Below are 25,932 nucleotides of genomic sequence, written 5' to 3' on the forward strand. Positions count from 1 at the left end.
TTTTGTATGCCGATATACTACCATCGCTTTGTCTTGCGCCAGAACGAGGGGCGCAGGAGAATCAGCAGCGTAAATATCTCGAGGCGTCCGAGGAGCATGGAGCAACAAAGTACTGCTTTTACAAAATCAGAAAGCGGTGCATAAGTTGAGGTTGCATTCACAATACCGAATGCCGGGCCGATATTGCCGAGCGTACTGACCGCAACGGCGATTGCATCAAAGGGAAGCAGACCGTCCATTGTGAGCAGGAATGCAGTTATGAAGATGATCGTGAGATAGAGAAAGAAGAAGGAACCCACGCGCAGGAGCATTGCACCGTCAACGTGGGTGCCGCCGAGCGAGATATCAACGACGCGGTGCGGATTCAGCTTTTGCAGGATGACAGCACGCGCGTTGCGCACAAGGAGAACGATACGCGCTACCTTGATGCCGCTCGCGGTCGAACCGGCACATCCTCCGATGATCATGAGCAGGAGCAGGAGAAGTTTTGAGAATGTTGGCCAGGTCTCGAAATCCGCTGATACAAACCCTGTCGTCGAAAGAGATGTCACTTGAAAGACGGCGACGCGCGCTGCCATGAAAGTATCCATGCCCATCTCTATGATGAGGTTCAGAGCGATGAGGAGCATTGCGATGAGCGCAATACCGAGATAGGTGCGGAACTCCGTATTGCGCAGGATGACGGATGGCCCTTTGACCCAAGCGCGGTAGTAGAGTGAAAAGCTCCCCCCCGCAAGGAACATAAAGAGTGCGGTCCACAGCTCGAATGGAAGATTGTGGAAGTGCATGGTACTGTCGTCGTAAGTTGAGAAACCGCATGTCCCAATCGTGGACATCGCGTGTGTAACGGCAATGCTGAAATCCACTCCGCAGAGCATAAAAACAACGGTTGTGACCGCCGTGAAGAGAAGATAAATCTTAAAGAGCGCCATCGTCATATCGCGCAGGCGCGGCATGACGCGCTCCATTGTCGGCCCCATGCCCTCGGCATTGTACATATAGATCGTGCTTGCGCCGGACTGCGGGAGAAGCGCAATAAAGATAACGATGATGCCGAGGCCGCCGATCCATGCCGTCATCATACGCCAGAAGAGAACGCTGTACGGAAGGGTGCCGAGCGAAGAAAAAACCGTTGCGCCCGTGCCGGTAAATCCTGAGATGCTTTCGAAGAGCGCATCGAGAAAATTGAGATAATGACCGAGCAGATAGGGGAGCATTCCAAGAAATGTCCCTGTGAACCATCCGAATGCTGTGATGGCGATGCCCTCGCGTGCCGTCAGTTCCTCTGCAGGGCGGCCGAAGCGACGAAAGCCAAGGCCGAAGAATGCGCTGATGAGCATAGACAGCATGAAGGCCTCTCGGCTTGGCTCATCATTGACGATGGCGAGAACGAGCGGAATCATAAGCGCTCCTGCCATTGCAAAAGAGAGTCGCGAGAGAATGTAGTTGATGGTGTAGATATTCATAACGTCTACCAGTTATGTCCCGTCTCTTCGAGGAGCGAGCCAATGAAGAGGAAAAATGCAAAGATCTCAATACGCCCGAGAATCATGAGCAGCGCGCAGATAAACTTTGTCCAGGAAGGCAGCACCGCAGCCGTATTCAAATCTGCAAGCGAAGCGACGCCGCCTGTGGTCGTCAGGCAGGAGACCGTCAGCGTAATCGTCTTGATGGGGCTGAGTCCTGCAAGGGCAATGAGGAGAGTACCCGCTGAAAAAACTGCGGCAAAGAGAAATGCAAGTACGAGAATCCGTCCCGCAGAATGCAGGGGAACAACCTCTCCTCCTTGGTGCACGGCGATTACCATTCGCGGGTGCAGCGTGCGCAGAAGCTCTGTCCATGCCAAAGAGATCAGTACCAGCACGCGCGATATCCGGAAACCACCTGCTGCTGAGCCCATGCACCCTCCAATTATGGCAAGGACGATGAGCAGCAGTTCAGAACCGTTGTGAAAAGGAATCTCCTCCTGCAGCATCAGGCCGTTCGTTGAGAGAAAAGAGATGGCATAGAAATATCCGTAGCCGATCGCACTTGCGAGACTTTGTGTGCCGTGCAATATGGGGGGCACACAAAGCAGCGTTCCGGCACCGATGAAAAGAGCAAAAAATGCCCGCAGTTCCATATGACGAACGATCTCTGTACCGGAGCGGCGATGCAGCATTTGCCAGATTGTGAGCAGCGGAAGCGCCGAGAGCAGGGACACCAGGCCGCCGCCGAATATCAGCCCCGGTGTCGGAGGCAGTCCCGCGGTCATTGGACCCGCACCTGACGAAACCGTAAAGAGTGCCAGGATAAGTGCTGGAAATATTTCATCGCCTGCCATAAGATAGATACAGACTGCGACAAGAGTGATGGCAATGTAGAGTATTGTCATCTCCCGCATGGGACGTGTCATGCGGTTCCAGAGCGGGCTGAACAGGCGCTCCTGCTGTACGGCGAAATCGACGCCGAAGCATCCCCCAACCACCGGAAGCACCGTCACAAGAATGACGATGAAGAGCAGCCCCCCGAACCAGCTCATGAGCGCCCGCCAAAGAATCAGAGAAGGAGGAAGTCCCCCGCCGAGTGCCGTCATGCCCGTTGTCGTAAGTGAGGATATGGAGTCGAAGAATGTATCGATTGGAGAGAGATGAAGTCCTGCGAGATGGAACGGCAGCATACCAAGCACTGCAAGCAGAAACCATACGACGAGAAGAAACAGCATTCCCTCCTGCACCGAGAGCTGCCGCATATGACTGCGGCCCATATTGCCGAAGACCATGCCGAGTATTGCGCTCAATACGGCAAGCGCAAGAAAAGAACCTGCTGCAGGATCACCGAAAGCAAAGCCATAGGCAAACGGGATGAGATACAGTGGCGCAAAGACATATGCTGTGCGCCCCATAAGCACCCAGAATAAATCAAAACGCATCAGTCATCTCCAAAATAAGCAAGTGCCTTTTTTGCGAAACTCTTGAGGACAAAGAGGATCACGCGATCCCCCGGCATAAGCTCCGTCATACCGTTTGGGATAGCGGCCTCCTCACTGCGCACATAGGCGCAGACAAGACATTCGCGCGGGAGATTCGCGTCCATCAGTTTCTTCCCGACGACCGAAGCGCCGGGACTGACAATCACCTCGAGCGCTTCCGCACGCGCCCCCTCGAGGAGCGTTACGCGCGTCACATCGCCGCCGCGTGCATAGGCAAGTACCTCGCTTGCTGAGAGCAAACGCGCCGAGAGCGCGATATTGACGCCGACCTTCTCCATAAGGTCGATATACTCGTTGCGGTCGACACGCACGACTGTCTTAATTTTATTGTCTGAGAGGTGGCGCGCAAGGAGCGCCAGCATAAGATTCAGCTTGTCATCCTCCGTCAGGCAGACGATGACATCCGCCTCCGCAACGCCCTCCTCCGTCAGCAGATCAATATCTGTACCGTCTCCGCAGATTGCAAGGCCCGATGTCAGCTTCTCCGCGAGCAGTTCGCAGCGCTCACGATTGCGGTCGATGACCTTTACCTGCACGGCCTGGCGCTCAAGCATCAATGCAAGCGCGCGGCCCGTCCGTCCTGCACCGATGATGGCGGCACGCGTCAGTTTATGTGTGTCGCTCGGCACGAGACTCTGGCTGAACTCCTCGATGCGGTCGGGAAGACCGATGAAGTAGGCATTGTCACCCGGGAGAAATACGTCATCGCCGTGCGGGATAATCATACGATGATCGCGAAAGATCAACCCTGCGAGTACCCCGTGCGGGAGCTGCAGCTCCTTGAGTGGTTTGCGCGCGATGGCAGAGCGGCGGCGGATGCGCGTCTCAAAAAGGCGCACCTTTCCCTGTGCGAAATCCTCTACGTTGAGCGCAGCGGGCGTCATTAGAATACGATTGATTTCATTTGCCGTGATGAGTTCCGGGTTGAGGACGAGATCAATATCGAAATTTTCTTTAAGATATCTTCCGGCATCCACGGTGAAATTCATATCGCGAATGCGGGCGATTGTATGCGCAATCCCATGTTTTTTCGCAAGCACACAGGCGACAATATTTACCTCGTCGCTCTCCGTCACCGCGATGAGAATGTTCGCGCTCCTGATGTCAGGATCGTTCATTGTGAGCGGGCTTGCGATATTCTCCGCAATGGTCAGCACATCGAGTGTCGTCTTCGCCGCCTCAAGCTGACTCTCTTCGCCGTCGACTACAACGACATCCATACCCTCCTCTGAGAGGAGCGATGCAATGCTGTAGCCCAGCCGCCCTGCTCCTGCAACCACAATACGCACAATGAATCCCTCCTGTGCACCACTTAAGTAAATATAAAGAAGTATACCATATATTCTTGGCAAGTTAAACTCATATTGAAGCAGGGAGAGGAAATGGATTGAGAGAAGATATTATTATGATATAATTAAAAAGCGGATTTTTCTGACTGATGTAGTTTAGCAGATGCGGAAAAAAGTTGTTGAAATGGTCTTGAAGTTGGAGAACTTCGCGCAACCTCCTGTGCCCCCATCATTAGGTTGTATTGATCTATCTGGACTAATATGTGGAACAATTACTGCTAGTGGAAGGTTCGTATGTTGGATGAAGAGCTTGCGGAACTTAAAGATACGATCACTTACGACATGAAAAAACAGTGCATAGGAAATCACTATTTTAAATGAGTCTGGGAACCTTCCCTAAAGAAGTTAATTGTATGTGCGTGAACTGAGGTGTAAAATAGAAAAAGAGACGATTCAATTCTCATGGAAAAATAGTGAGTGCGAAGATGAAGTGAACAGAATAATAAATATTAAAGCGAGGCATAAAAACTTCGCTAGATCAAGTTCGTGGGAGTGGGCATCAAGAAAAAACACATATGTAGCATATAATCGCTATGATACATCGCAAAAGAGGTCTTTTATATCCACTTTTGCCATCGCGTTCCTATGCGGACGCGCGGATTGAAACATTGAATTTTGTCATGCAAATGGTTGGTCGTGTAAATCGCGTTCCTATGCGGACGCGCGGATTGAAACATCTTCGGCAACGTGTTCGGCTGGGTACATCGGATCGCGTTCCTATGCGGACGCGCGGATTGAAACCCATCCTGCGCGTCGTAGCTGCGCGTCTGGATGCATCGCGTTCCTATGCGGACGCGCGGATTGAAACATCAATCGTGATGAGCACGAGCGCTACATCATGTATCGCGTTCCTATGCGGACGCGCGGATTGAAACGTATCTCCTCCATGCCCGTGAACTGGTCGAGCTCATCGCGTTCCTATGCGGACGCGCGGATTGAAACAACAAAGTTGCAGATGCAGCACAATACAGTGGATATCGCGTTCCTATGCGGACGCGCGGATTGAAACGCCGTCGAACTGCTCCTCCCAGACGATTTGCTGCATCGCGTTCCTATGCGGACGCGCGGATTGAAACTTATGCCCCTTTGTCAACGTACTGGACGCACGCTATCGCGTTCCTATGCGGACGCGCGGATTGAAACCAGTATTTCGGAATGATTACGGTCGTGACCGACATCGCGTTCCTATGCGGACGCGCGGATTGAAACTCCTTGCGGAGCGCGTGGATTAAAGCATAATAAAGTATGAAAAATGGCGCTGCCGGTGACGAGCAGCGCCATTTTTGTAGGAATCGAAATTTTGTGTTAGACTATGCCCATAGAAATTGTGATGGGGGTGATGATGTGCTCTGCTTTCAGGGAATATACGCGGATTACGGAACGGGAGACGATGCTGTGCATGCGCTTGCAGATGCCTCGCTTTCTGCGGGGCGCGGGGAAGTGCTCGCGCTGATCGGTCCCTCGGGCTGCGGAAAGTCGACGCTGCTGCGCGTTGGGGCGGGGCTTTTGCGTCCCAAGGCGGGAACGGTGCTTGCTGATGGTATTCCCATAGATCAGCGCACATTGCGTATCGGATTTCTGCCGCAGAATTATGGTTTGCTTGCATGGAAAACGGTGCGTGAGAATATCTTGCTCAGCACTGAGGTCAAAGGGGAATGGAACGAAGAGCGGGCGTCGGTATTCGAGGAGCTTGTCAAAGATCTTGGGCTGACTTCTCTTTTGAATCGATATCCGCACGAACTCTCAGGCGGACAGCAGCAGCGCGTGGGCCTGGCACGCGTATTTCTCCTTGCGCCGGATCTGCTGCTGATGGATGAGCCGTTCTCTGCGCTCGACGTGATTACGCGCGAGTCGATGCAGGCGGTCTTTCTCGCACTTTGGAAGAAGCGCTCTGTGACAACGCTGCTCGTGACGCATTACGTGGAGGAGGCGCTGACGCTTGCAGGACGCATTGCCGTTATGACGGGAACGCCCGGGCATGTGGCCGAGATTATTGATAACCCGTTTGCGGGAAATCTTGCACAGCGCAGTACGCCGGAGTTCTTTGCGATGGGGCAGCGGCTGCGTGCGAGGATTGCGGGAGCAGGTGTGTGATGGAGAAAATCTCGCTGCGTATGTTTGCGTTTGGGATATTCATATGTCTTGCCGTTTGGGCAGGTGCTGCTCAACTTCTTCAAATACCTGTGGTTCCTTCGCCTGAATTGGTACTGATCCGGCTCGCGCAGAAATTCCTGGATACGATTGCCGTTCACGCAGGATATAGTCTTATGCGGATTATGGTCGGGCTCTTTGCTGCTGTTGTCGCAGGCTATCCGATCGGTGTTCTGATGGGGTATTTCCCGCGTGTGAACCGTCTGCTTGCGCCGATTCTCTACCTGAGCTATCCCATTCCAAAGATTGCGCTTTTGCCCGTTGTCATGCTCCTTTTCGGTGTAGGAGAGACGAGCAAGCTTCTCTTGGTTTTCCTGATCATCGTGTTTCAGGTTGTTGTGGCTGTGCGCGATGCGATTGCCGCAATTCCGTCGGAGACTTACTTCCCGCTGCGTGTACTGGGGGCTTCCTTTACACAGCTGGTACGCCACATCATCCTTCCCGCTTCGCTGCCGAAGTTCATCACAGCGGTACGTGTGGCAATGGCGACGGCGATCTCCGTGCTGTTTTTCACGGAGACATTCGGTACGCAGTACGGCATCGGCTACTACATCATGGACGCATGGCTGCGTGTGAACTACCTCGATATGTACGCGGGCATTGTCGTTCTCAGCATGATGGGGTTTCTGTTCTTTGTTCTGCTCGATTTTGCAGAGCGGCGGCTGTGCGCGTGGAATCGGCAATAAATACGAAAAGAGCGACCGCAGTGAGTGCAGTCGCTCTTTAGCATATATTCTCAGCGGATCAGAACAAAGCCGGACGCATGTACCCAATGAATGCTGCCGGTTCGGTCCCATTCAATGACGGCACTCTCAAAGCAAATGAAATAGACATCCGTTTCATAATCCATAATCGGGAGGGTTTTGTGTTCCTTCCCATATTCGGCTAAGGCAGTGCCATAGGGACTCAGATCAATGCGCACCTCGGCTCCGTCTTCTCGTTGGAGAGTCAAGAATCCATCGTTGTTGATATTGTGCGTATCAAAAGGTATGAGCCTTTGGTAGCCTGCAACAGAGTGTTCCTGAGAGCTCTTCGCATAGAAAGAAAATGTCTCTTTGTGCGTATTGAAATTGGCGGCGAGCACCTGTGCGGCAAGCGGAGAGGCATCCTCACCAATGTAGCGCGCAATGTCGGCAATCTCCGCAATGGTCTTGCGCGGGAGATCATCTCTCTTTATCACCTGACCCTCCTGCAGGAGATTATTCTCCGTAAGGATCTGCGTGAGCCGCACCTCCTGATTGCGGAGCGGAACGTCGATAACGTTCAGGGGCGTGAGGGAGAAGATGAGCGCGAGAATGGCAGCGCAGAGGTAGACTTGCCGCGGTTTCTTTTTGAGAAATGCAACGACGAGCGCGTAGATGCCGCAGAACGTGCAGATCATTGAGACGTAGCGTGCTGTGGTCAGACCGTACGCTTCATAGCGCAGGTATACACCGTAGAGCTGTACGGCAAGAATGGGGAGAAAGAGGAGAAGCCCCCACTTCAAAAAGCGGTTAAAGAGGGGAAGGCGTTTTTGTTCAGCCAGTGTTCCAAAGAAAAATGCAAAGCCCAAGAGTGCAAATGAAGCAAACCAATTCATCGTTCCGACAGGCATTTCGCCCGCAAGGATGATCTTGCCCACGTAGATATAGAGGACGAGGAGCAGCACGGCATAGACGGGGAAAAAGAGATAGAGGAGCAGTTTTTGCACGGCGATGGAGTGTTCATAGTGCTCGCCTGCTCTTGGGAGTGCACCGAGGAATGCGCCCAATCCCCAGACACCGTATGCAATCAATCCTGCGAAGAGGTAGGTCGTCTCCGGCAGCCAGCCATCGGCGTCGGTGATGATCAGCGCCCAGAATGCTGCAACGCAGAGCATCAGGCCGAGAAAGAGCAGGATACTCGTCGCAATGGAAAAGACTGCAGCAAAGAGGAGAGCAGGAAGTCCCGGTGCACGGTTTGTATGCTCGAGGAAAAAGAGTGCAAGAAAACTCAGTGCGAGATATACACCGAGTGTCCCCATGATCAGATGACGGCTCGGCGTTTCGATGCCATACCAAAAATATGCGAATATCAGGAATAGAACGGCGGAGCAGGCAGCCGTCACAATCGGCGCCTTTTTTACGGAAAAAGCATCACGCAGGAGACTGCCCGCCGCTGCCGCAAGCCACGCGGCGATGACTGCGGGCAGCAGCTGCGTCAGGCGGTCGAACAGCACAGAGTTCTCGAACCCAAATGAGGGGATATCATAGCCGGGGCGCATGAGGATCGCACCCGCAGCGATGAAAAAACCGACCGCCTGCCAGAACACCGCAACGGGAAAACGGCGGACGAGTTCATGCGTTCGTCCCTTCAGCTGCAGCATACGAACGGAAATATTCATTATACTCCCTCCTTTGATATCCATTCTATCGTTGCGGTGATTTCCAGTCAATGAATGCAGCATTAAGCCCGTGAATACATGCGGTCAATACCTTTACAACGACCTTCGAAAAATGGTAATATGGGCGCGTGGTTTTTTCGCATGGACGATCTGTTCGGCATTCTTTTATGAAAAAGGTGGTACGCAAAGATGAACGAACTTCTCTATAAAATCCCCGCCAATACACCGCGTGAGGAGATCATTCGGCAGCTCAAGGCACATCCGGAGGTGCGCTTCGTTTCGCTCGTGGGCATTGATATGGCGGGCAACGATACGGATGAGAAGATCCCTGTGCGGATTTTTATTGAGGATATCGAAAAATTTTATAACGGAACCGCCGTACAGACAGACGGTTCCTCCGTGGTCCTGCCGAAGATCGCAACAATCAACAATGCGAAGGTTGATCTTCCGATCGATCCTGCAGTCAACTGGTTTGTGGACTACGATCCCGAGAGCTCGGACGAGGAGACGGGGCTGCCCGTCGGGACGCTGCGCATTCCCTCCTTTATCATTCACGAGGAAAAACGTGTCGATTCGCGTGCAGCACTTGTGGATACGCTCGCCTATGTCAAGCGTGAACTCCTCGCCTTCTTCCGTGCCAATCCGGACATCTCCGGCGCGCCAAGCCTCAACGGGAAGAACATTGAGGATATCGTCTTTACCTCGGCGACAGAGCTCGAGTTCTGGGTCAAGACGCCGCTTGATGACAACGCGTCCATCGAGGAGATGTCGGCCTCACAGGTGATGAACGAGCAGTATTGGGAGCGGACGCACGGGGCTGTGCGCACGGCGCTCGAGGACTGCCTTATCCAGCTTGACAAATATGGTTTCCACATGGAGATGGGGCATAAGGAAGTCGGCGGACTGAAGGCACAAATCGATGAGAATGGCTGCATGACGCATGTCTGCGAACAGATCGAGATCGATTGGCAGTTCGACAACGCTGTGCAGGCGGCGGACAATGAGCTTTTCGTTCGCACCTTTGTACGTGAGATTTTCCGCCTCTATGGACTGGAGGTCAATTTCAAGGCGAAACCGCTCATCGGTCTTGCAGGCAACGGCGAGCATACGCATCTCAGCCTCGCAGCAGTCACGAAGGACGGCAAGCGCCACAGCCTTTTTGCAGCGGATGATCAGAATGCGGATTATATGAATGCCGTCGGCTACGGTGCTCTGATGGGTCTCCTGAAGAACTACGAGGCGGTCAGCCCCTTCGTCTCCGCGACGAACGATGCGTTCAACCGTCTCAAGCCCGGCTTCGAGGCGCCGGTCTGCGTCGTTACCTCGTTTGGTGCGACGCCTGCGATTCCTTCGCGCAACCGCACCGTACTTGTCAGTCTCATCCGCGACCTCAAAAGTCCCCTTGCAACGCGTTTTGAGCTCCGTGCGACCAATCCGTATTCGAATACCTATCTCGTTCTTGCTGCCGCATATCTTGCCATCCTCGATGGGATCAAGCATACAGCGGGGCGTACGACGACGGAACTCCTCGGCGAACTCTCAAAGCAGCCGGGGGAGAAGGGATTCTATCTCGAAACCGATCGTGCCTATCGGAGTGAGGAGGACGTATTCGAGCACTATACGGCGGACGAGCGCGATGCACGCTTCGGCAAACCGCCCGCAACAGTTTGGGAGAATATGCTCGGATTCGAACTCTACCCGGAGAAAGTAGCGGTACTTACAGCGGGCAACACTCTTCGGCCGCAGATCATCGAGTCGTTCCGTACGGGCGCTCTTTTACGCTGGAAGATTGAGCTCATCAGCCGCATCATTCCGGAGAACCGCGAGATCGTCCGCCGCATGGCGGAGATCAAGAGTGACTTCGTCACGGATCAGGATGCCTATATGTGGAATAAGATTCACGATCTGCGCATCTATCTCGCAAAGGATACGATTGACGATAAGGCACTCTTTACACTACTCATCAAGGCGCTCAATGAGGGGGACTATCCGACGGCGTCTGCGCTCCAGATCGAAATGTATGCGAAGATAGAGGAGCTCAAGGGCCTTTACGAATGCTATAAAAAGAATATGATCTAAATGCGGGGAGTTCTGTCATAAACTGGCAGAGCTCCTTTTAAGAGAAAAAAGTCAAAAAATCAAAATAGTATTTGACTTTTTGACTTTATCTGTTATAATGGGAGCATGAAGACAAAAATAAATGGTGGAGGGACACATTATGGAACAGGATAAATACACAGCGCGGACGCTGGCGGCGCTCCAATCGGCGCAGCAGATTGCAGCCATGCGCTATCATCAGGAAATTACTTCGGCACATGTGCTGCTCGCACTTGCGAAGGAGCCGGAAGGGCTGCTTGCAACCATCTTTGCTGTCTGCGGCGTTGATCTGCCGATGCTGAAGGCGCGGTTGGAGAAAGAGATCGCCCGTATTCCAAGCGTGCGCGGCACGAACCGCCTCGGCATGGGGATGGACATGGTGCGTGTACTCGGGCGCGCCGAGGAACTGGCGAAGTCCATGAAGGATGAGTACGTATCGACAGAGCATCTTTTACTTGCGATCATCACGGACGGAAGTGATGAGGTGCAGACCATTGCGCGTGAGTTTGGTCTGACGAAGAGTGCTGTACAGGAGGCAATTCAGAAGAACCGCAAGCAAAATGTCACGAGCGATAACCCGGAGGAGGGGTATCAGTCGCTTGAGAAATATGGACGCGATCTGACAGCGGCGGCACGCGCGAATAAGCTCGATCCTGTGATCGGTCGCGATGAGGAGATTCGCCGCTCGATTGAGATCCTTTCGCGTCGTACGAAGAACAATCCCGTGCTCATCGGTGAGCCGGGCGTCGGCAAGACGGCGATCGTCGAGGGCCTTGCTCGCCGCATCGTGGCAGGGGATGTACCCGAGTCGCTGAAGAACAAGACACTCTACTCGCTTGACATGGGGGCGCTTGTCGCGGGAGCGAAGTTCCGCGGCGAGTTTGAGGAACGTCTCAAGGGTGTGCTCAACGAGATTGCAAAATCCGAGGGGCAGATCCTGCTCTTTATTGACGAGGTGCATACTGTTGTTGGCGCAGGAGCTGCCGAGGGCGCCATGGATGCAGGAAATCTTTTAAAACCCCTACTTGCGCGCGGCGAACTGCGCTGCATCGGCGCGACAACGCTGAACGAATACCGTAAGTACATTGAGAAGGACACGGCACTCGAGCGCCGCTTCCAGCCGGTCATGGTCGGTGAGCCGAGCGTAGAGGATACGATCTCTATTCTGCGCGGACTCAAGGATCGCTACGAGGTACACCACGGCGTGCGCATCCGCGATGCCGCTCTCGTCGCGGCGGCGACGCTTTCCGATCGTTATATCTCGGATCGGTTCCTGCCGGACAAGGCAATTGATCTCGTCGATGAGGCGGCGGCAAAGCTGCGCACGGAGATTGAGTCCATGCCTGCGCCGCTGGATGAGATCCGGCGCAAGATTCTCCAGCTCGATATCGAGGAGGAGGCGCTGAAGAAAGAGACCGACGAAGCATCGAAGGAGAAGCTTGCCGCTCTCGTTGCAGAGAAGGAAGAACTGCATACAGAAGAGCAAAAGCTCCAGGAGAAGTGGGAGAGTGAGACACAGGCCATCCTGCGCGTGCGCGCTATCAAGAAGGAGATGGACGAGGTGCGCGGAGAGATGGAGGCTGCGGAGCGTTCCCAGAATCTCGCGCGTGCATCTGAGCTGAAATACGGGAAGATGCCCGAGCTTGAGAAGAAACTCGCAGAAGAGGAGGCGGCAATTGCCGCCAAGGCGGACGGCGAGCAAATGCTCAAAGAGGAGGTCGGTGAGGAGGACATTGCGCGTGTCGTCAGCCGCTGGACGGGAATTCCTGTGACGAAGATGATGACAGGTGAGCGTGAGAAGCTGCTCCGCCTTGAGGAAGTGCTGCATGAGCGCGTCGTCGGTCAGGACGAGGCGGTGACCGCCGTCAGTGAGGCAATCCTGCGCGCACGTGCGGGCATCAAGGATCCGAACCGGCCGATCGGCTCGTTTATTTTCCTTGGCCCCACGGGCGTCGGAAAAACGGAGCTTGCAAAAACACTTGCGGAAACTCTCTTTGACGATGAGCGGAGCATGATCCGCATCGATATGAGTGAGTATATGGAAAAGCACAGTGTTTCGCGTCTCATCGGAGCGCCTCCGGGCTACGTCGGATACGATGAGGGGGGACAGCTGACGGAAGCGGTGCGCCGTCGTCCGTACAGCGTCATCCTGCTTGATGAGATCGAGAAGGCACATCGCGACGTGTTCAATGTCCTGCTCCAGATTCTCGATGACGGGCGTCTGACGGACGGCAAGGGGCGCGTCGTGAATTTCAAGAACACCGTCATCATCATGACGAGCAATCTCGGATCGCACGAAATCCTAAGCAAAAAATATGAGGAGGCCGTGCAGGCGGTACGAGGGCTGCTCAAAGAATACTTCCGTCCCGAGTTCTTGAACCGCGTGGATGATACAATTGTATTCAAGGGCCTCAGCAAGGACGACGTGAAACATATCGCGGCCATTATGCTTGCTGCGCTCGGAAAGCGCCTCGAGCGTCAGACAGATATCGAGCTTACATGGAATGACGATGCGATCGCGGCACTTGCAGAGGAGGGCTTCGACCCGGACTTCGGCGCGCGCCCGCTCCGTCGACTGCTCACGCACACGGTGGAAACAGAGCTCTCGAAGAAGATCATCGCGGGCAATGTCCGCGGCGGCGATGTGGTAGAGCTCGGCTTCGACGGGAAGAATTTTACGTTTAAGACACTGTAATGTTTTGGGGGCTGCTCTTTTTTCGGAGCAGCCCCTTTTTCGTACCAAAGGTTACAGCCTTTCTTCACCGACTTGCGTTATAATCGCTGTAAAGAGATGACAAAGAGCAATTTACATAAAAGGAGCTTTGACGATGGAAAAGATACTCGACCTGAAAAAGACGGTCGCTGAGCTGGTGGAGGAGAATCCCGAGGTTAAGGATATCATGGCGGAGATCGGGTTCAAGGAGATTACAAATCCCGTCGCGCTGAACGTGATGGGGCGCATCATGACGATCCCGCGCGGTGCAGCAGTGAAGGGGATCGACCTCGCGAAGGTCATCGCAGCGTTCGAGGGGCGCGGATACACCGTTATCAGTGAGGATACGCAGTCGCGGCAGGGACGCCTGCGCGGATTCATTGAGCGCCTGTCGAGTGGCGAAGAGCTGGAATCCGTTCGAAAGGACTTCGTGAAGGAGTTCGCCCACGTCGAGGCGCAAGAGATCATGGAGGCGGAGCAGACTCTCATCAAGGGGGGGATGCCGATCACCGAGGTCCAACGCCTGTGCGATGTGCACTCAGCACTCTTTCACGGGGCGGTGGATGCGCCTCCGGGCGCGCTCTCGCACGATGAGATTCATGCGCAGGCTGCATCCGTTGATCCGAATGATTTGGATGCGCTGCCGGAGGGACACCCGCTCTCTCTTCTGCGTGCAGAAAACCGTGCGCTCAATGTTTTGCTCGACACGATTGAGGGAGAGCTGGACGGTGCGAAGCGCTCGGATGAGATCGTGCAGCATATCCTCGCGTTGGGCGATCTGCGCATGCACTACATCAAGAAGGAAGAAATCCTGATGCCGATCCTCTACGACTACGGCGTCACAGGACCCTCACAGGTCATGTGGGGCGTCGACGATGAGATGAAGCGCGAGCTCAGTGTGATAACGAAGGCGCTTAAAGAGGATGCAGAGACGCTTCCGATGTATGAAGCGCGCATCCGCGCGCTGACCCAGCGTGTGCGTGAGATGATTTTCAAAGAGGAGAAGATTCTCTTCCCGCTCAGTCTGCGCTATTTTACCGAGATCGAATGGTATCGCGCCTACCACGATCTGCTGGAGATGGGCGTCTCGTTTGGCATCGCTATTCCCGCATGGCCCGCGGCGCAGCCGTGGCTCGATCAAGAAGAGGAGCGCCTTGCGCGTTCGCAGGCGGACGGGAAGCTGCAGTTCCCGACGGGAGAGCTCTCGATGGAGCAGCTGACGACAATACTGCAGCTGCTGCCTGTGGATATTACCTTCATCGACAAAGACGATGTCGTCCGTTTCTTCACGAACGAGGGACAGGTATTCACGCGTCCAATGTCCGCACTCGGACGGGATGTAATGAACTGTCATCCGCCCGAGATTATCCCGGTAGTGCGCAATCTGATTGCGGATTTCAAGGCGAAGAAGCGCACGCAGATGATCGTGCACCGCTACATCCGTGAGCGCCCGATCCGCGTGCACTATCAGGCGATGTACGATAAGGCGGGGGAGTACATCGGAACGGTCGAGTTTGTGACCGACCACGCGGAGCCGCTCGAAAAATTCCGCCGCTAAGACGTGACATAAGGATATGACAATACAATGAGTTCTTAGGCATGAACTGGCATGAAGCTGTTTCATGCCTTTTTTGATGGAACTTTCAGCCTTGACATTGGTTATCGAAGTGGATACTATTATGTTAGAATAAAATGAGGAGGGGACAGAAATGAACAAACGTGAAGCCTATGAAAGTCTTGTACAAGACGCACGGAAGTTCTATCAGGAACAGGATGGATCTTCTTTTCTGATGCAGCTTGATGAGACGTTTGGTGTTTGTAAAGAAATTAATCTTTATACCTATTGGCAGGGCAGAGGATATGCCGAAACGACGCCGGAAATAAAATACTTGTTGGTTGGACAGGACTGGGGCAACCCATATTCTGCGCCGAAGACGTTTCAAGATAGGATCAGACAGATTATCAGCGGAAAAGACTTACCGTATATCAGTGACGAAAAGAAAATGGACAGTGGGTTTCAAACGGATAAAAACTTGATTGAGCTCTTTCGTCATTTGGGTTATGAAATTGCACAACAGCGGTACAATGAGCTTTTCTTTACGAATTTTTGCTTGGGCTACCGGCGTAAAGAAAGCAGCAGGGGTATGACGAAGAAACGCATGAATAAGGACAGGGAGCGTTTTCAGGAGTTATGTACCATATTGCAGCCAAAGAATATTTTGTGCTTGGGACGTATGAGCTTTGAATGTGTTTATAAGACACTTGTAAAAGGCTCCAGAATACCATATAAGGGCTATATGAAATATATCGAAGAACATCCACAGATCAACGCGGATCCTGCGTATGGGGGCGGGGTGATATATCCGCTGGCACATTGCGGCGGTCTTGGGATAAGGAATCGACCATTGGAGCAGCAAATTAAAGATTGGAAGTGGGTCGGGGAGACCTCCATGCAATGAGATGAAAAAGGAGGGGCTGCGATGTCTCGGCAGGAACGCAGGCGAATCGCGGAAGAAACCATACAGATTACACATCAAGGCAGGTATCAAAAGCATGGAAAAACAATACTTCTTCCCAAAGAGGACTATAGCGCAGCAATTCTCATAGATGCCAAGGAGGCAAAACGCTGCGGAGAAGTTGTAAAAAATGGCTGCTCGATATCAGATACGCCCGATATTTATGTCTTGGATGCAGATTCTTTTGCCTGTGCCGAGGGAATGGAGAACGTCCTCGTAATGAATTTCGCCAATGCACATGTACCCGGCGGAGGGGTTCGAAACGGCGCAAATGCACAGGAAGAATGTTTGTGCAGAGAGAGTACACTCTATCATTCCATAGGCGGCGATGTGGCATACGAGATGTATGACTATAACAATCGCCGAAAAAATGCCTGTGATTCAGACTACATGATACTATCACCCCATGTATGCGTCTTTCGGAATCTTCATGATGATTTTTTGGATGAGCCGTTTCTGACCTCTGTCATTACGATTCCCGCACCGAACCGCAACGGTGCGGCGCGGGAGGTTTCTCCCGCTGTGCTGTCCCGTGTAATGAAATCGAGGCTAAGGAAAATGTTTGCCGCTGCCGCAGCGCATGGGTATTCGTCTCTCGTTCTTGGTGCATGGGGATGCGGGGCATTTGGGCACGATCCATATAGCGTTGCAAAGTATTTTTATGATATTCTTATGAATGAAGGATATCACAAATACTTTCGGACAATAGCATTTGCAATTATTGATAGAGGTGAAAAGAAAAATTTTCACGCATTTGCAGATGTATTTCAGGATGTTGGAACAATATGCACCAATGATACATCTGAAGCTGTGACAGCAGTACCGGGATTTTATCAAACAAGTCATCCGTTCATCATATACAACTTTTCTCAGGAAAACATTTCGCCTGAGAATAAAGGCTATTCTTATGGCACAACGAAGAACGGAATTCCCTTTATGGCAGAAATCTGGGAGTAGACCGATGGCGATCGGGCTGTGGCATTCTATCTTCCCGTTATGGAAGACTTCATGAAGCTTGAGGGCATGCCGCTTGTCAATGAAGAAACCGATACGAAGACCTTTTTTGTTCAAAAGCCGGTCAAGGCGTTTCATGCTTTGTGTGTCGGCATGGCGGACGGCGGCATGGTGGACGATTTAAGCGTTCTGTTTGCTTATGTCAGGTTTTTGGAAGAATGTAATTTGCTTGCGTTTTCAACCGAACTCCCAAATGCGTATGCATTTCTCTTGACGGATGTGACAGGGCATGATCTGACTGCGATTACAATATCGCTTACCATAGAGGGGGAGACGGTGGCATCTACACCGCTTTCATGGATTCCGTTTCACCATCCGTCCCCAAAGAGAACACATCTGCATTTGGTGTAGTGCATTCAAAAAGGCTCACGGAAGCACATTGATCGAAGCCTGTCAAGAAAAATACTTGACAGGCTTTTCGTTTGCCGTTATAATCGCAGAAGTGTTTATAGGTGGGTGATGTGTATGGAGCGACTCTACTACCTTGCAAGACTGTATGACCTCTATGGAGGGCTTCTGACAGGAAAGCAGCGGGAGAGTCTGCGTCTTCACATCGCAGAGGACTTCTCCCTCGCAGAGATCGGCGAGGAGCTTGGCATCACGCGGCAGGCGGCGCATGACAATATCCGCCGCGCAGAGCGTGCGCTCACGGAGATGGAGGAGACCCTCGGACTCCTCGCGCGTCAACAGGCGCAGGAGCACGCACTTGCTGCCGTCTGTGCGGATCTGCGTGCACTCAAAGAACCGATTGCGTGCGTTGATGTGTGCCGCATCGTGGACGAACTGGAACAATACACATCCCAGAATGATATAAAGGAGGTGAGGGAATGATCTTTGAGAATCTGTCGGATCGCCTGCAGGGCATTTTCAAAAAAATGCGCGGACACGGCAAGCTGACAGAGGAAGATGTCAATGATGCGATGCGCGAGGTGCGCATGGCACTCCTCGAGGCCGATGTCAATTTCAAGGTCGTCAAGGACTTTGTGAAACGCGTCAAGGAACGCGCGGTCGGACAGGATGTGCTTGATACCCTCACCGCTGCACAGGCGGTCATTAAGATCGTCGACGAGGAACTCACCGCACTGATGGGCGGGACGGAGAGCCGTCTCAACATCAGTCCGAATCCGCCGACCGTCATCATGCTTGCGGGTCTTCAGGGCTCGGGCAAGACGACCTCGGCCGGCAAGCTTGCTCTCATGCTGAAAAAACAGGGCAAGCGCCCGCTCCTCGTGGCTGATGATATTTATCGGCCCGCTGCGATCAAGCAGCTTGAGGTTATTGGCGCTCAAGTCGATGTGCCGGTGTTCTCGCAGGGGCAGGAGGATGCTGTTGCCATTGCGCGTGCTGCGATCGCATACTCGGCAGCGCATGCAAATGATGTCGTCATCATTGATACGGCAGGCCGCCTGCAGATTGATGAAACGCTCATGCAGGAGCTGCGCGACATCAAGGCTGCGGTAAAGCCGCATGAGATCCTGCTTGTCGTCGATGCGATGACAGGCCAGGAAGCCGTCAACGTGGCGCAGTCCTTTGACGCGTCACTCGGCCTCGACGGCGTCATCATGACGAAGCTGGACGGTGATGCACGCGGCGGCGCGGCACTCTCGATCAAGGCGGTTACCGGCTGTCCGCTGAAGTTCGTCGGTATGGGGGAGAAACTCGAGCCGCTCGAGGTGTTCCATCCCGACCGCATGGCGTCGCGCATTCTCGGCATGGGCGATGTTCTCTCCCTCGTTGAAAAGGCGCAGGAGAACTTCGATCTCGAGAATGCGAAGAAGATGGAGGAAAAACTTCGCCGCAATGATTTTACGCTCGACGATTTCCTCGATCAGATGCAGCAGGTAAAGAAGCTTGGCTCGCTCAGCAACATTCTCGGAATGATTCCGGGGATGGGCGGACTCAAAAAAAAGCTTGGCGATCAGGAAATTGACCTCGACGGCAAGGAGATGCGCCGGATCGAGGCGATCATCCGAGCAATGACGCCGAAGGAGCGCACCGATATAACGATCATCAACGGCAGCCGCCGCAAACGCATCGCTGCGGGCAGCGGAACGCGCGTGCAGGATGTAAACAAGCTGCTCAAGCAGTTCGGCGAGATGCGCAAGATGATGAAGAAGATGAAAAACTTGAAGGGCAAAGGCGGAATGCCGTCTCTTCCGTCACTCGGCGAAATGGGCCTTCCGAAGATGCCGTTCTTCAAATAGTCCGGAATCCGGTACAACGAAAGGTGGTGAGAATATGGCAGTCAAGATTCGTTTGAACCGCATGGGTGCAAAGAAGAATCCATTTTACCGCATTGTGGTCGCCGACTCGCGTGCACCGCGTGACGGTCGATTCATTGAGATTCTTGGGAATTACGATCCGTCGCAGCAGCCCGCTGTCGTCAACATTGACGAGGAGAAGGCAATCGATTGGATGAAGAAGGGCGCACAGCCGACCGATACGGTCAGGAACATCCTGAGCAAGAACGGTACGATGGCAAAGTTTGCCGAGGCAAAGCGTCAGAAGGACTAACAAATGCTGCGCGTTCCGAGAGGGATTCCTTCATTTTGGTGGAGGGATCTTTCATGGACGCGTGCATTGTGCAATGAGGAGAGACGATCAGCATGAAAGAGATAGTCGAGGTTATTGCCAAATCCTTGGTAGATCATCCGGAAGCTGTCGTCGTTGACGAAACGCAGGATGATCAGGAGATCATTTTGAGACTTCGCGTGGCGGAGGATGACATGGGCAAGGTCATCGGCAAACAGGGGCGCATTGCAAAAGCTCTGCGCAGTGTTGTCAAAGCTGCTGCAACGAAGGAAAATAAGCGGGCGACGGTCGAGATTGGCTGAGCCATACAGAAACGGCGCGCGTCCTGTGACGGCCGCCGTTTTTGCGTAAGGAGAGATACAGAGTGGATTCTATCACAATGAAGGTACCTGTTACCGTCAAGGCGAAACTGACGGAAAAGCTGCGTGCAAAGATGCTCAAGGAGATGGAAGAGGGGCTCAGCCGTGCTGAGCTCGAGCTCCAGCAGCTCGGCATTCAGGAAAAACGCGTCATGCAGGAGGCGGAACAGGGTGAGCTCACGCCCCAGGCGATCCAGCACATCAATACGATCCGCCAGGAGCGTCAGCGCCGCATGGACTATGTTGAGGAGACGCGCGCCCATCAGGAGGAACTGCAGAAATTCGCCGAGGGGGCGGAGATCGTCCAGGGCACCCTCGAACGCCTGGTCAAGGCAAACGTGGGTGACGATATGCGTGAACTGATGAATGTCGAGATTCTGGTGGAGGATGACAAGATTGTCGCCATCCGTGCCTGATGAACGCATTGTTATCGGCCGCGTCGGTGCGCCGCATGGCGTCCGCGGCGCTCTGCGCATCATTCCGCTGACGGATTTTCCCGAGCGGTTTGCCTCACTGCACGAGGTCATGGCGGGCGATGAGCTCCTGCACATTGAGCACATGAAGCCACAGGGGAAGAATATTCTGATGCGCTTTCGCGAATATGCTGCCCGCGAAGATGCGCAGCGTCTGACGGGGCGCCTTCTCACGGTGCCGCGTGCACAGGCGGCGCCGCTCGGCGAGGGCGAATACTATGTCTTTGATATCGTGGGTCTTGCGGTATACGATGAGGCAGGGAATGAACTCGGCATCGTTGAGAATGTCCTCCGTACGGGCAGCAACGATGTCTATGCTGTACGCACGGAGGACGGCCGCGAGCTCCTTGTTCCGGCTCTGCGCGCGGTTGTGCTGCAGATCGATTTGAACGCCGGGCGCATGACAGTACGACTGCCTGAATAGGCGGACGGGGAGCATACGCTCTCCGTTCCGCTTTTTCTATTCGGAAATTCGGTACATCCTTTGCGCAAAATTGTCGGTCATGCTATAATAAATAAAATTATTTCGAGTTTTACTCAATCATCAAAGGGGACGGCATATGCTCACCTGTATCACGCATTCTCCCGAGGAGACTGCGCATTTAGCGGGAACGATCGGTAAAATCATCCATGAGGGGACGGTGATCTGCCTCGATGGAGAGCTTGGTGTGGGCAAGACCCTGTTTGTACGGGCTCTCGCACGGACACTCGGCGTAGAGAGCGATGTGACGAGCCCGACATTTAATCTCATGAATATCTATGAGGGTGTTTGCCCGATTGTGCATTTTGACCTCTACCGGATCGCGTCCGAGGAGGAGCTCGAGGATATTGGCTTCTATGAATATGCAGAAGCGTCAGAGGGCATCATCCTGATCGAGTGGGCGGAAAAATTCCCGGATGCAATGCCGGAGGATCGCCTGCAGGTTCGTATTGACGCGCTTGACGGAGAGGATCGACAGTTTACTTTTGCCGCCGAAGGAGAGAAGAGCAGGTGCCTTTTAGGGGAGTTGAACAACATTGTCGATCGTGAGCATTGATACCTCCTCACAGGTCTCGAGTGTTGCTGTTCTCTCGGAGGAGTGCGTCGCTGCAGAGCTGAGTATGCAGGGCGCGCTGACGCATTCAGAAACGCTCATGCCCCATATCGAGACGGTACTCCATATGGCGCGCATAAAAAAAGAAGAACTTGAAGGCATCGCCGTCAGTATCGGTCCCGGTTCGTTTACCGGGCTGCGCATCGGTGTTGCGGCTGCAAAGATGATGTCATATGCTCTGTGCATTCCCTTGATTGGAGTTCCTACACTCGAGGCGCTTGCCCATCACTGCATCTGTGAGGGTGTGCGCCTCGTTTGTATGATGGACGCACAGAAGGGGAGCGCCTATGTACAGGAGTTCACATGGCGTGCGGATGGTGATGCATTGAAACTGCAAGAGGACCGTCCCCTTGTGATCCTGCCGCTGACGGAGGTTGTCGCTGCGCTCAAGGGAACGGCGCGGCCTGTTGTTTTGCTCGGCGATGCCATGCAGAAGCATATGGATGCAGCTCTGCCCGAAGATGTTCATCTTGCGCCGATTCATGCGCGTATGCCGCGTGCTGCCTGTGTGGGCCTTGCCGGACTCACGCGCCTGCGCCGCGGGGAATCGGACGATCCGATGACGGCGGTGCCGCTTTATTTGCGCCGCAGCGAGGCGGAAGTCCTCTGGGAGAAGCGGCACGGCAGCGAGGCGGCATCGTGATCCGATTTCGCGCACTGATGCCGGAGGATGCGGAGGATGTGGCGCGCGTCGAGTACGAGAGTTTTCCAACGCCATGGTCGCGCGAGGATTTCTGGCGTGAGGCGTCAAATGATTTCGCCTGCTACATTGTCGCCCTTGCCGACGACAGCATCATCGGCTTTGGCGGGTGCTGGATCTCATTTGAGGAGGCGCAGGTGACGAACATTGCCCTGACCACTGCGCAGCGCGGCAGGGGCCTTGGCAGGATCCTTATGAAAAAACTGATGCACGCAGCAGCGGCCCGCGGCGCCGAGTGCATGACGCTCGAGGTGCGGATGTCGAATACACCGGCGATCCGCCTCTATGAGGGGCTCGGTTTCTCTGCGGTCGGCGTGCGCAGGAAATACTATCAGGACAATGATGAGGATGCGATCCTCATGTGGCATACAAAGCTAAAGGAATTTGCAGATGAAAGATGTTCATCAGAAACTGACGCTCGGGATTGAGACGAGCTGCGATGAGACCTCGGCGGCTGTTCTGCGCGGGACGCGTGAGCTGCTCTCGTGTGTCATTGCCACGCAGATTCCGATTCATCAGAAATACGGCGGCGTGGTGCCGGAGATAGCCTCGCGCAATCATATTCTGAGCATCCTTCCTGTTGTTGAGCAGGCACTCCGCGAGGCGGGCACGGAACTGCCGGAGATCGATCAGATCGCTGTCACCTATGGGCCCGGGCTGGTCGGGGCGCTTCTGGTCGGCGTATCAGCTGCCAAGTCGCTCGCCTTTTCGCTCGGTGTGCCGCTCATTGGAGTGAATCATCTCGAGGGGCATATCTTTGCGAACTTCCTTGAGACGAAGGATCTTGAGCCTCCCTTTATGGCGCTTGTCGTTTCGGGAGGGCACACGGCGCTCGTCGACGTGGCGGACTATGAGACGTTTCGCCTGATGGGCAGGACGCGCGATGATGCGGCGGGCGAGGCATTTGACAAAGTGGCGCGCGTGATGGGCCTGCCGTATCCGGGCGGCCCCGAGATCGACAAACTCGCACGGGAAGGAAATCCGGCAGCGATTGACTTCCCGCGTGCGCTTGCCCGGGAGGGGAATTATGAGTTCAGCTTCAGCGGACTGAAATCTGCCGTGCTGAACTATATCAACAGTGAGAAGATGAGGGGGCATGAGCTCCATAAAGCGGATATCGCCGCCTCTTTTCAGGCTGCTGTTGTCGAGGTGCTCGTGCATAAGGCATTTGAGGCGATTCACGAGGCAGGACGCGGGATACTTGTAGTCGCGGGCGGAGTTGCAGCAAACAAGGCGCTTGAAAAGCGTCTCCGCGAGACGGCAGCGGAGCAGGGGGTTCGCTATCTGTACCCCTCGCCGCGCCTCTGTACGGACAACGCTGCAATGATTGCCTGCCGCGGTGCCTATCAGGCTATGGCGGGGCGATACAGCGATCTCTATCTGAATGCTGTTCCGGGACTGGATTTTGCGTAATTCTGCTTATCGTACGGTGGAATGTGAACTGTTGTATGAGGCCCCTCGTACAACAGTTTTTTGTTGCAGAAACAGGGCAGAAATGTGATATAATGAGATCGGAGCATCGCTTGATTTTGTTGGTGGCTCTTTTTCGAATCCGGCACGATCGGTCGGGGATATTCTCACTCGGGGGAGTGAGATGAAATATGCTGTGTGTGGAAATATGTTTTCGAAGAACGTTTCCGGGAGAGACTGGAACGGCTTTTTATAGATAAAACTTTTTATATCAGGGGGGATTGTTATGAGTCAACAGGGCGGAGGGGCACAGGAGGCCATGCAGAAATTTGGACGCTTCCTGTCCGGAATGGTTATGCCGAACATCGGTGCATTCATTGCATGGGGCTTTTTGACGGCGCTGTTCATTCCGACGGGGTGGATGCCGAACGAGTATCTCGCGCAGGTCGGCGGGCCGATGAGCAAGTGGCTGATCCCGCTGCTCATTGGTTACAGCGGCGGCGCAGCAATCTACGGGCACCGCGGCGGCGTTATGGCCGCGATCGCGACGTCGGGCATCATTGCGGGTTCAGACATTCCGATGTTCCTTGGCGCGATGATCATGGGTCCCTTGGGCGGCTGTATCATCAAGAAATTCGACGATGCCATCCGCGACAGCATCCCCGCTGGATTTGAGATGCTGGTCAACAACTTCTCACTCGGCATCCTCGGGGGCATTCTTGCAATGATTGCCTATGCCGTAGTCGGCCCCGTAGTTGCCGGTGCAAACGACATCCTGCGCAGCGGCGTGGAGGGGATTGTCGCGATGGGACTTCTTCCCCTGGCGTCCATCATCATCGAGCCGGCGAAGGTTCTCTTCCTCAACAATGCCCTCAACCACGGCGTGCTCAGCCCGCTCGGTATCCAACAGGCGCAGGAATACGGCAAGTCCATGTTCTTCCTGCTTGAGGCGAACCCGGGCCCCGGTTTCGGCATCCTGCTCGCCTATTGGCTGTTCGGCAGGGGGATGGCAAAGTCGTCCTCGCCGGGGGCGATGATCATTCACGTCCTTGGCGGTATTCACGAAATCTATTTCCCGTACATCCTGATGAAGCCGATCCTCATCATTGCTGCGATTGCGGGAGGCATGTCCGGCGTCTTTACACTCGGTCTCCTCGGCGGCGGACTCATTGCGCCGTCCTCACCGGGATCGATCTTTGCAATCATTGCCATGACGCCGAGCGGATCGGCACTCTTTGCAAATCTCTCGGCATTTGCTGTCGCGACGGCGGTGTCCTGCGCGGTTGCATCCGTATTCATTAAGATGTCTAAGGATGTCGATGATGACTCGCTTGCGTCGGCACGCGAGAGCATGCGTGACATGAAGAACCGGGGCAAGGAGCTTCCCGCAGAGAAGAAAGTTGCAGGCAAGGACCTGAAGGCCATTGTCTACGCCTGCGATGCGGGCATGGGCTCCTCTGCACTCGGTGCTGCGGCTCTGCGCAAGAAACTCAAGAAGGACGGCTATACGGATATCTCCGTCACGAACTGCGCGATCGGAGCGATTCCGAGCGAGGCGCAGCTGGTCATCGCTCATGAAAAGCTTGCCGAGCGTGCCCTTGCAGACTCACCGCAGGCAGAACACATCTGGGTGCGCGACTTTACGCAGAACAATGTCTATGAGATTGTCACGGCACGTCTGAAAGAGGCAACGGTCGAAGCCGGAGCTCCGGCCTCCGATGCGGAAGCCGAGACTGCTGAGAAGATCGGTGCCGGCGTTCTGCTCAAAGAAAATGTCAAGGTTGGCCTTGCGGCAGTCAGCCGTGAGGAGGCAATCACGACTGCAGGAAAACTCCTCGTTGCAGGCGGCTATGTCGATGAGGGCTATGTTCAGGGGATGCTCAACCGTGAGCAGGATCTCTCGACCTACATCGGCAAGGGCATTGCAATTCCGCATGGTGAGAACGCCGTCAAGGACACGATCAAAAAGACCGGCATTGTTGTTCTACAGTATCCCGAGGGCGTAAAATTCGGCGATGAGACGGCACATCTTGTCATCGGCATAGCGGGCGTTGGCAACGACCATCTTGCCATTCTCGCCAACATCGCGACCATGGTCGGCGACTATACGGATGAACAACTCGAGGAGCTCTTCAAGACCAAGAGTGCCGATGAACTCTATGAAGCCTTTACGAAGGCAGACTAAAAACTG

23 protein-coding genes and 1 CRISPR repeat array are annotated in these 25,932 nt (G+C 54.1%); of the genes, 19 read left to right on the plus strand and 4 right to left on the minus strand.

Annotated features, from left to right (window positions below; all coding sequences use genetic code 11):
* Positions 1-17: 17 nt before the first annotated feature.
* Genes HMPREF7545_RS01675 through trkA form a run of 3 tightly spaced genes read right to left on the minus strand, consistent with a single transcriptional unit; the run spans position 18 to position 4,260 of the window.
* The gene (locus HMPREF7545_RS01675; protein WP_006693929.1) at positions 18-1,466 is read right to left on the minus strand and encodes a TrkH family potassium uptake protein; all 1,449 of its coding nucleotides are present in this window, start codon (positions 1,464-1,466) and stop codon (positions 18-20) included.
* A gap of 5 nt (positions 1,467-1,471) precedes the next feature.
* On the minus strand, positions 1,472-2,911 hold the full coding sequence (locus HMPREF7545_RS01680) for a TrkH family potassium uptake protein (RefSeq protein ID WP_006693930.1): 1,440 nt from the start codon (positions 2,909-2,911) through the stop codon (positions 1,472-1,474).
* Positions 2,911-4,260 carry a Trk system potassium transporter TrkA gene (trkA, locus tag HMPREF7545_RS01685; protein ID WP_040571112.1) on the minus strand — a complete coding sequence of 450 codons (1,350 nt, stop codon included), beginning with the start codon at positions 4,258-4,260 and terminating at the stop codon, positions 2,911-2,913. The genes HMPREF7545_RS01680 and trkA overlap by 1 nt, the downstream gene beginning before the upstream one ends.
* Positions 4,261-4,894: 634 nt before the next feature.
* Positions 4,895-5,529: a CRISPR direct-repeat array (repeat unit 33 nt; unit sequence ATCGCGTTCCTATGCGGACGCGCGGATTGAAAC).
* Between the two features lie 135 nt (positions 5,530-5,664).
* Between trkA and HMPREF7545_RS01690 the strand changes: the two genes are divergently transcribed.
* On the plus strand, positions 5,665-6,414 hold the full coding sequence (locus HMPREF7545_RS01690) for an ABC transporter ATP-binding protein (protein ID WP_040571113.1): 750 nt from the start codon (positions 5,665-5,667) through the stop codon (positions 6,412-6,414).
* On the plus strand, positions 6,414-7,157 hold the full coding sequence (locus tag HMPREF7545_RS01695; protein ID WP_006693935.1) for an ABC transporter permease: 744 nt from the start codon (positions 6,414-6,416) through the stop codon (positions 7,155-7,157). Before HMPREF7545_RS01690 ends, HMPREF7545_RS01695 begins: the two co-directional genes overlap by 1 nt.
* A gap of 50 nt (positions 7,158-7,207) precedes the next feature.
* On the opposite strand, the gene HMPREF7545_RS01700 is transcribed toward HMPREF7545_RS01695, so the two are convergent.
* Positions 7,208-8,833, minus strand: coding sequence for a DUF4153 domain-containing protein (locus HMPREF7545_RS01700; RefSeq protein WP_040571115.1), 1,626 nt, complete (start codon positions 8,831-8,833; stop codon positions 7,208-7,210).
* A 189-nt stretch (positions 8,834-9,022) separates the two neighbouring features.
* Here HMPREF7545_RS01700 and HMPREF7545_RS01705 point away from each other — a divergent pair, with 189 nt between their 5' ends.
* From HMPREF7545_RS01705 to HMPREF7545_RS01780, 17 genes are all read left to right on the plus strand, one after another.
* Positions 9,023-10,912: a glutamine synthetase gene (locus HMPREF7545_RS01705; protein ID WP_006693937.1), complete on the plus strand. Its 1,890-nt coding sequence runs from the start codon at positions 9,023-9,025 to the stop codon at positions 10,910-10,912.
* Positions 10,913-11,051: 139 nt separating this feature from the next.
* Complete coding sequence (gene clpB / locus HMPREF7545_RS01710) at positions 11,052-13,625, plus strand: ATP-dependent chaperone ClpB (RefSeq protein ID WP_040571116.1); 2,574 nt, start codon at positions 11,052-11,054, stop codon at positions 13,623-13,625.
* A 133-nt stretch (positions 13,626-13,758) separates the two neighbouring features.
* Entirely contained in the window at positions 13,759-15,201 is a 1,443-nt protein-coding gene (locus tag HMPREF7545_RS01715; protein WP_006693939.1) for a DUF438 domain-containing protein, read from the plus strand.
* Between the two features lie 151 nt (positions 15,202-15,352).
* On the plus strand, positions 15,353-16,102 hold the full coding sequence (locus HMPREF7545_RS01720) for a hypothetical protein (RefSeq protein ID WP_006693940.1): 750 nt from the start codon (positions 15,353-15,355) through the stop codon (positions 16,100-16,102).
* Between the two features lie 21 nt (positions 16,103-16,123).
* Entirely contained in the window at positions 16,124-17,116 is a 993-nt protein-coding gene (locus HMPREF7545_RS01725; RefSeq protein WP_006693941.1) for a TIGR02452 family protein, read from the plus strand.
* An 18-nt stretch (positions 17,117-17,134) separates the two neighbouring features.
* Entirely contained in the window at positions 17,135-17,524 is a 390-nt protein-coding gene (locus HMPREF7545_RS10340) for a hypothetical protein (protein WP_248681271.1), read from the plus strand.
* 114 nt (positions 17,525-17,638) lie between these two features.
* Positions 17,639-18,004 carry a sigma factor-like helix-turn-helix DNA-binding protein gene (locus HMPREF7545_RS01730; protein ID WP_006693943.1) on the plus strand — a complete coding sequence of 122 codons (366 nt, stop codon included), beginning with the start codon at positions 17,639-17,641 and terminating at the stop codon, positions 18,002-18,004.
* Positions 18,001-19,377: a signal recognition particle protein gene (gene ffh / locus HMPREF7545_RS01735; protein ID WP_006693944.1), complete on the plus strand. Its 1,377-nt coding sequence runs from the start codon at positions 18,001-18,003 to the stop codon at positions 19,375-19,377. Before HMPREF7545_RS01730 ends, ffh begins: the two co-directional genes overlap by 4 nt.
* 34 nt (positions 19,378-19,411) lie before the next feature.
* Positions 19,412-19,687 carry a 30S ribosomal protein S16 gene (rpsP, locus tag HMPREF7545_RS01740; RefSeq protein WP_006693945.1) on the plus strand — a complete coding sequence of 92 codons (276 nt, stop codon included), beginning with the start codon at positions 19,412-19,414 and terminating at the stop codon, positions 19,685-19,687.
* A gap of 92 nt (positions 19,688-19,779) precedes the next feature.
* Positions 19,780-20,007: a KH domain-containing protein gene (locus HMPREF7545_RS01745; RefSeq protein ID WP_006306836.1), complete on the plus strand. Its 228-nt coding sequence runs from the start codon at positions 19,780-19,782 to the stop codon at positions 20,005-20,007.
* A gap of 62 nt (positions 20,008-20,069) precedes the next feature.
* Entirely contained in the window at positions 20,070-20,480 is a 411-nt protein-coding gene (locus HMPREF7545_RS01750) for a YlqD family protein (protein ID WP_040571117.1), read from the plus strand.
* Complete coding sequence (rimM, locus tag HMPREF7545_RS01755) at positions 20,452-20,961, plus strand: ribosome maturation factor RimM (protein WP_040571119.1); 510 nt, start codon at positions 20,452-20,454, stop codon at positions 20,959-20,961. The genes HMPREF7545_RS01750 and rimM overlap by 29 nt, the downstream gene beginning before the upstream one ends.
* Positions 20,962-21,097: 136 nt before the next feature.
* A complete protein-coding gene (gene tsaE, locus HMPREF7545_RS01760; RefSeq protein ID WP_006693948.1) occupies positions 21,098-21,574 on the plus strand; it encodes a tRNA (adenosine(37)-N6)-threonylcarbamoyltransferase complex ATPase subunit type 1 TsaE in 477 nt (158 codons plus the stop codon).
* Entirely contained in the window at positions 21,555-22,274 is a 720-nt protein-coding gene (gene tsaB, locus HMPREF7545_RS01765; RefSeq protein WP_040571120.1) for a tRNA (adenosine(37)-N6)-threonylcarbamoyltransferase complex dimerization subunit type 1 TsaB, read from the plus strand. The genes tsaE and tsaB overlap by 20 nt, the downstream gene beginning before the upstream one ends.
* The gene (gene rimI, locus HMPREF7545_RS01770) at positions 22,271-22,759 is read left to right on the plus strand and encodes a ribosomal protein S18-alanine N-acetyltransferase (protein WP_040571122.1); all 489 of its coding nucleotides are present in this window, start codon (positions 22,271-22,273) and stop codon (positions 22,757-22,759) included. Before tsaB ends, rimI begins: the two co-directional genes overlap by 4 nt.
* Positions 22,722-23,744, plus strand: coding sequence for a tRNA (adenosine(37)-N6)-threonylcarbamoyltransferase complex transferase subunit TsaD (gene tsaD / locus HMPREF7545_RS01775; protein WP_006693951.1), 1,023 nt, complete (start codon positions 22,722-22,724; stop codon positions 23,742-23,744). Before rimI ends, tsaD begins: the two co-directional genes overlap by 38 nt.
* A gap of 283 nt (positions 23,745-24,027) precedes the next feature.
* The gene (locus tag HMPREF7545_RS01780) at positions 24,028-25,926 is read left to right on the plus strand and encodes a PTS mannitol transporter subunit IICBA (protein ID WP_006693952.1); all 1,899 of its coding nucleotides are present in this window, start codon (positions 24,028-24,030) and stop codon (positions 25,924-25,926) included.
* The last annotated feature ends 6 nt before the right edge of the window (positions 25,927-25,932 follow it).

Source organism: Centipeda noxia ATCC 43541, from assembly GCF_000160555.1.
Taxonomy (GTDB): domain Bacteria; phylum Bacillota; class Negativicutes; order Selenomonadales; family Selenomonadaceae; genus Centipeda; species Centipeda noxia.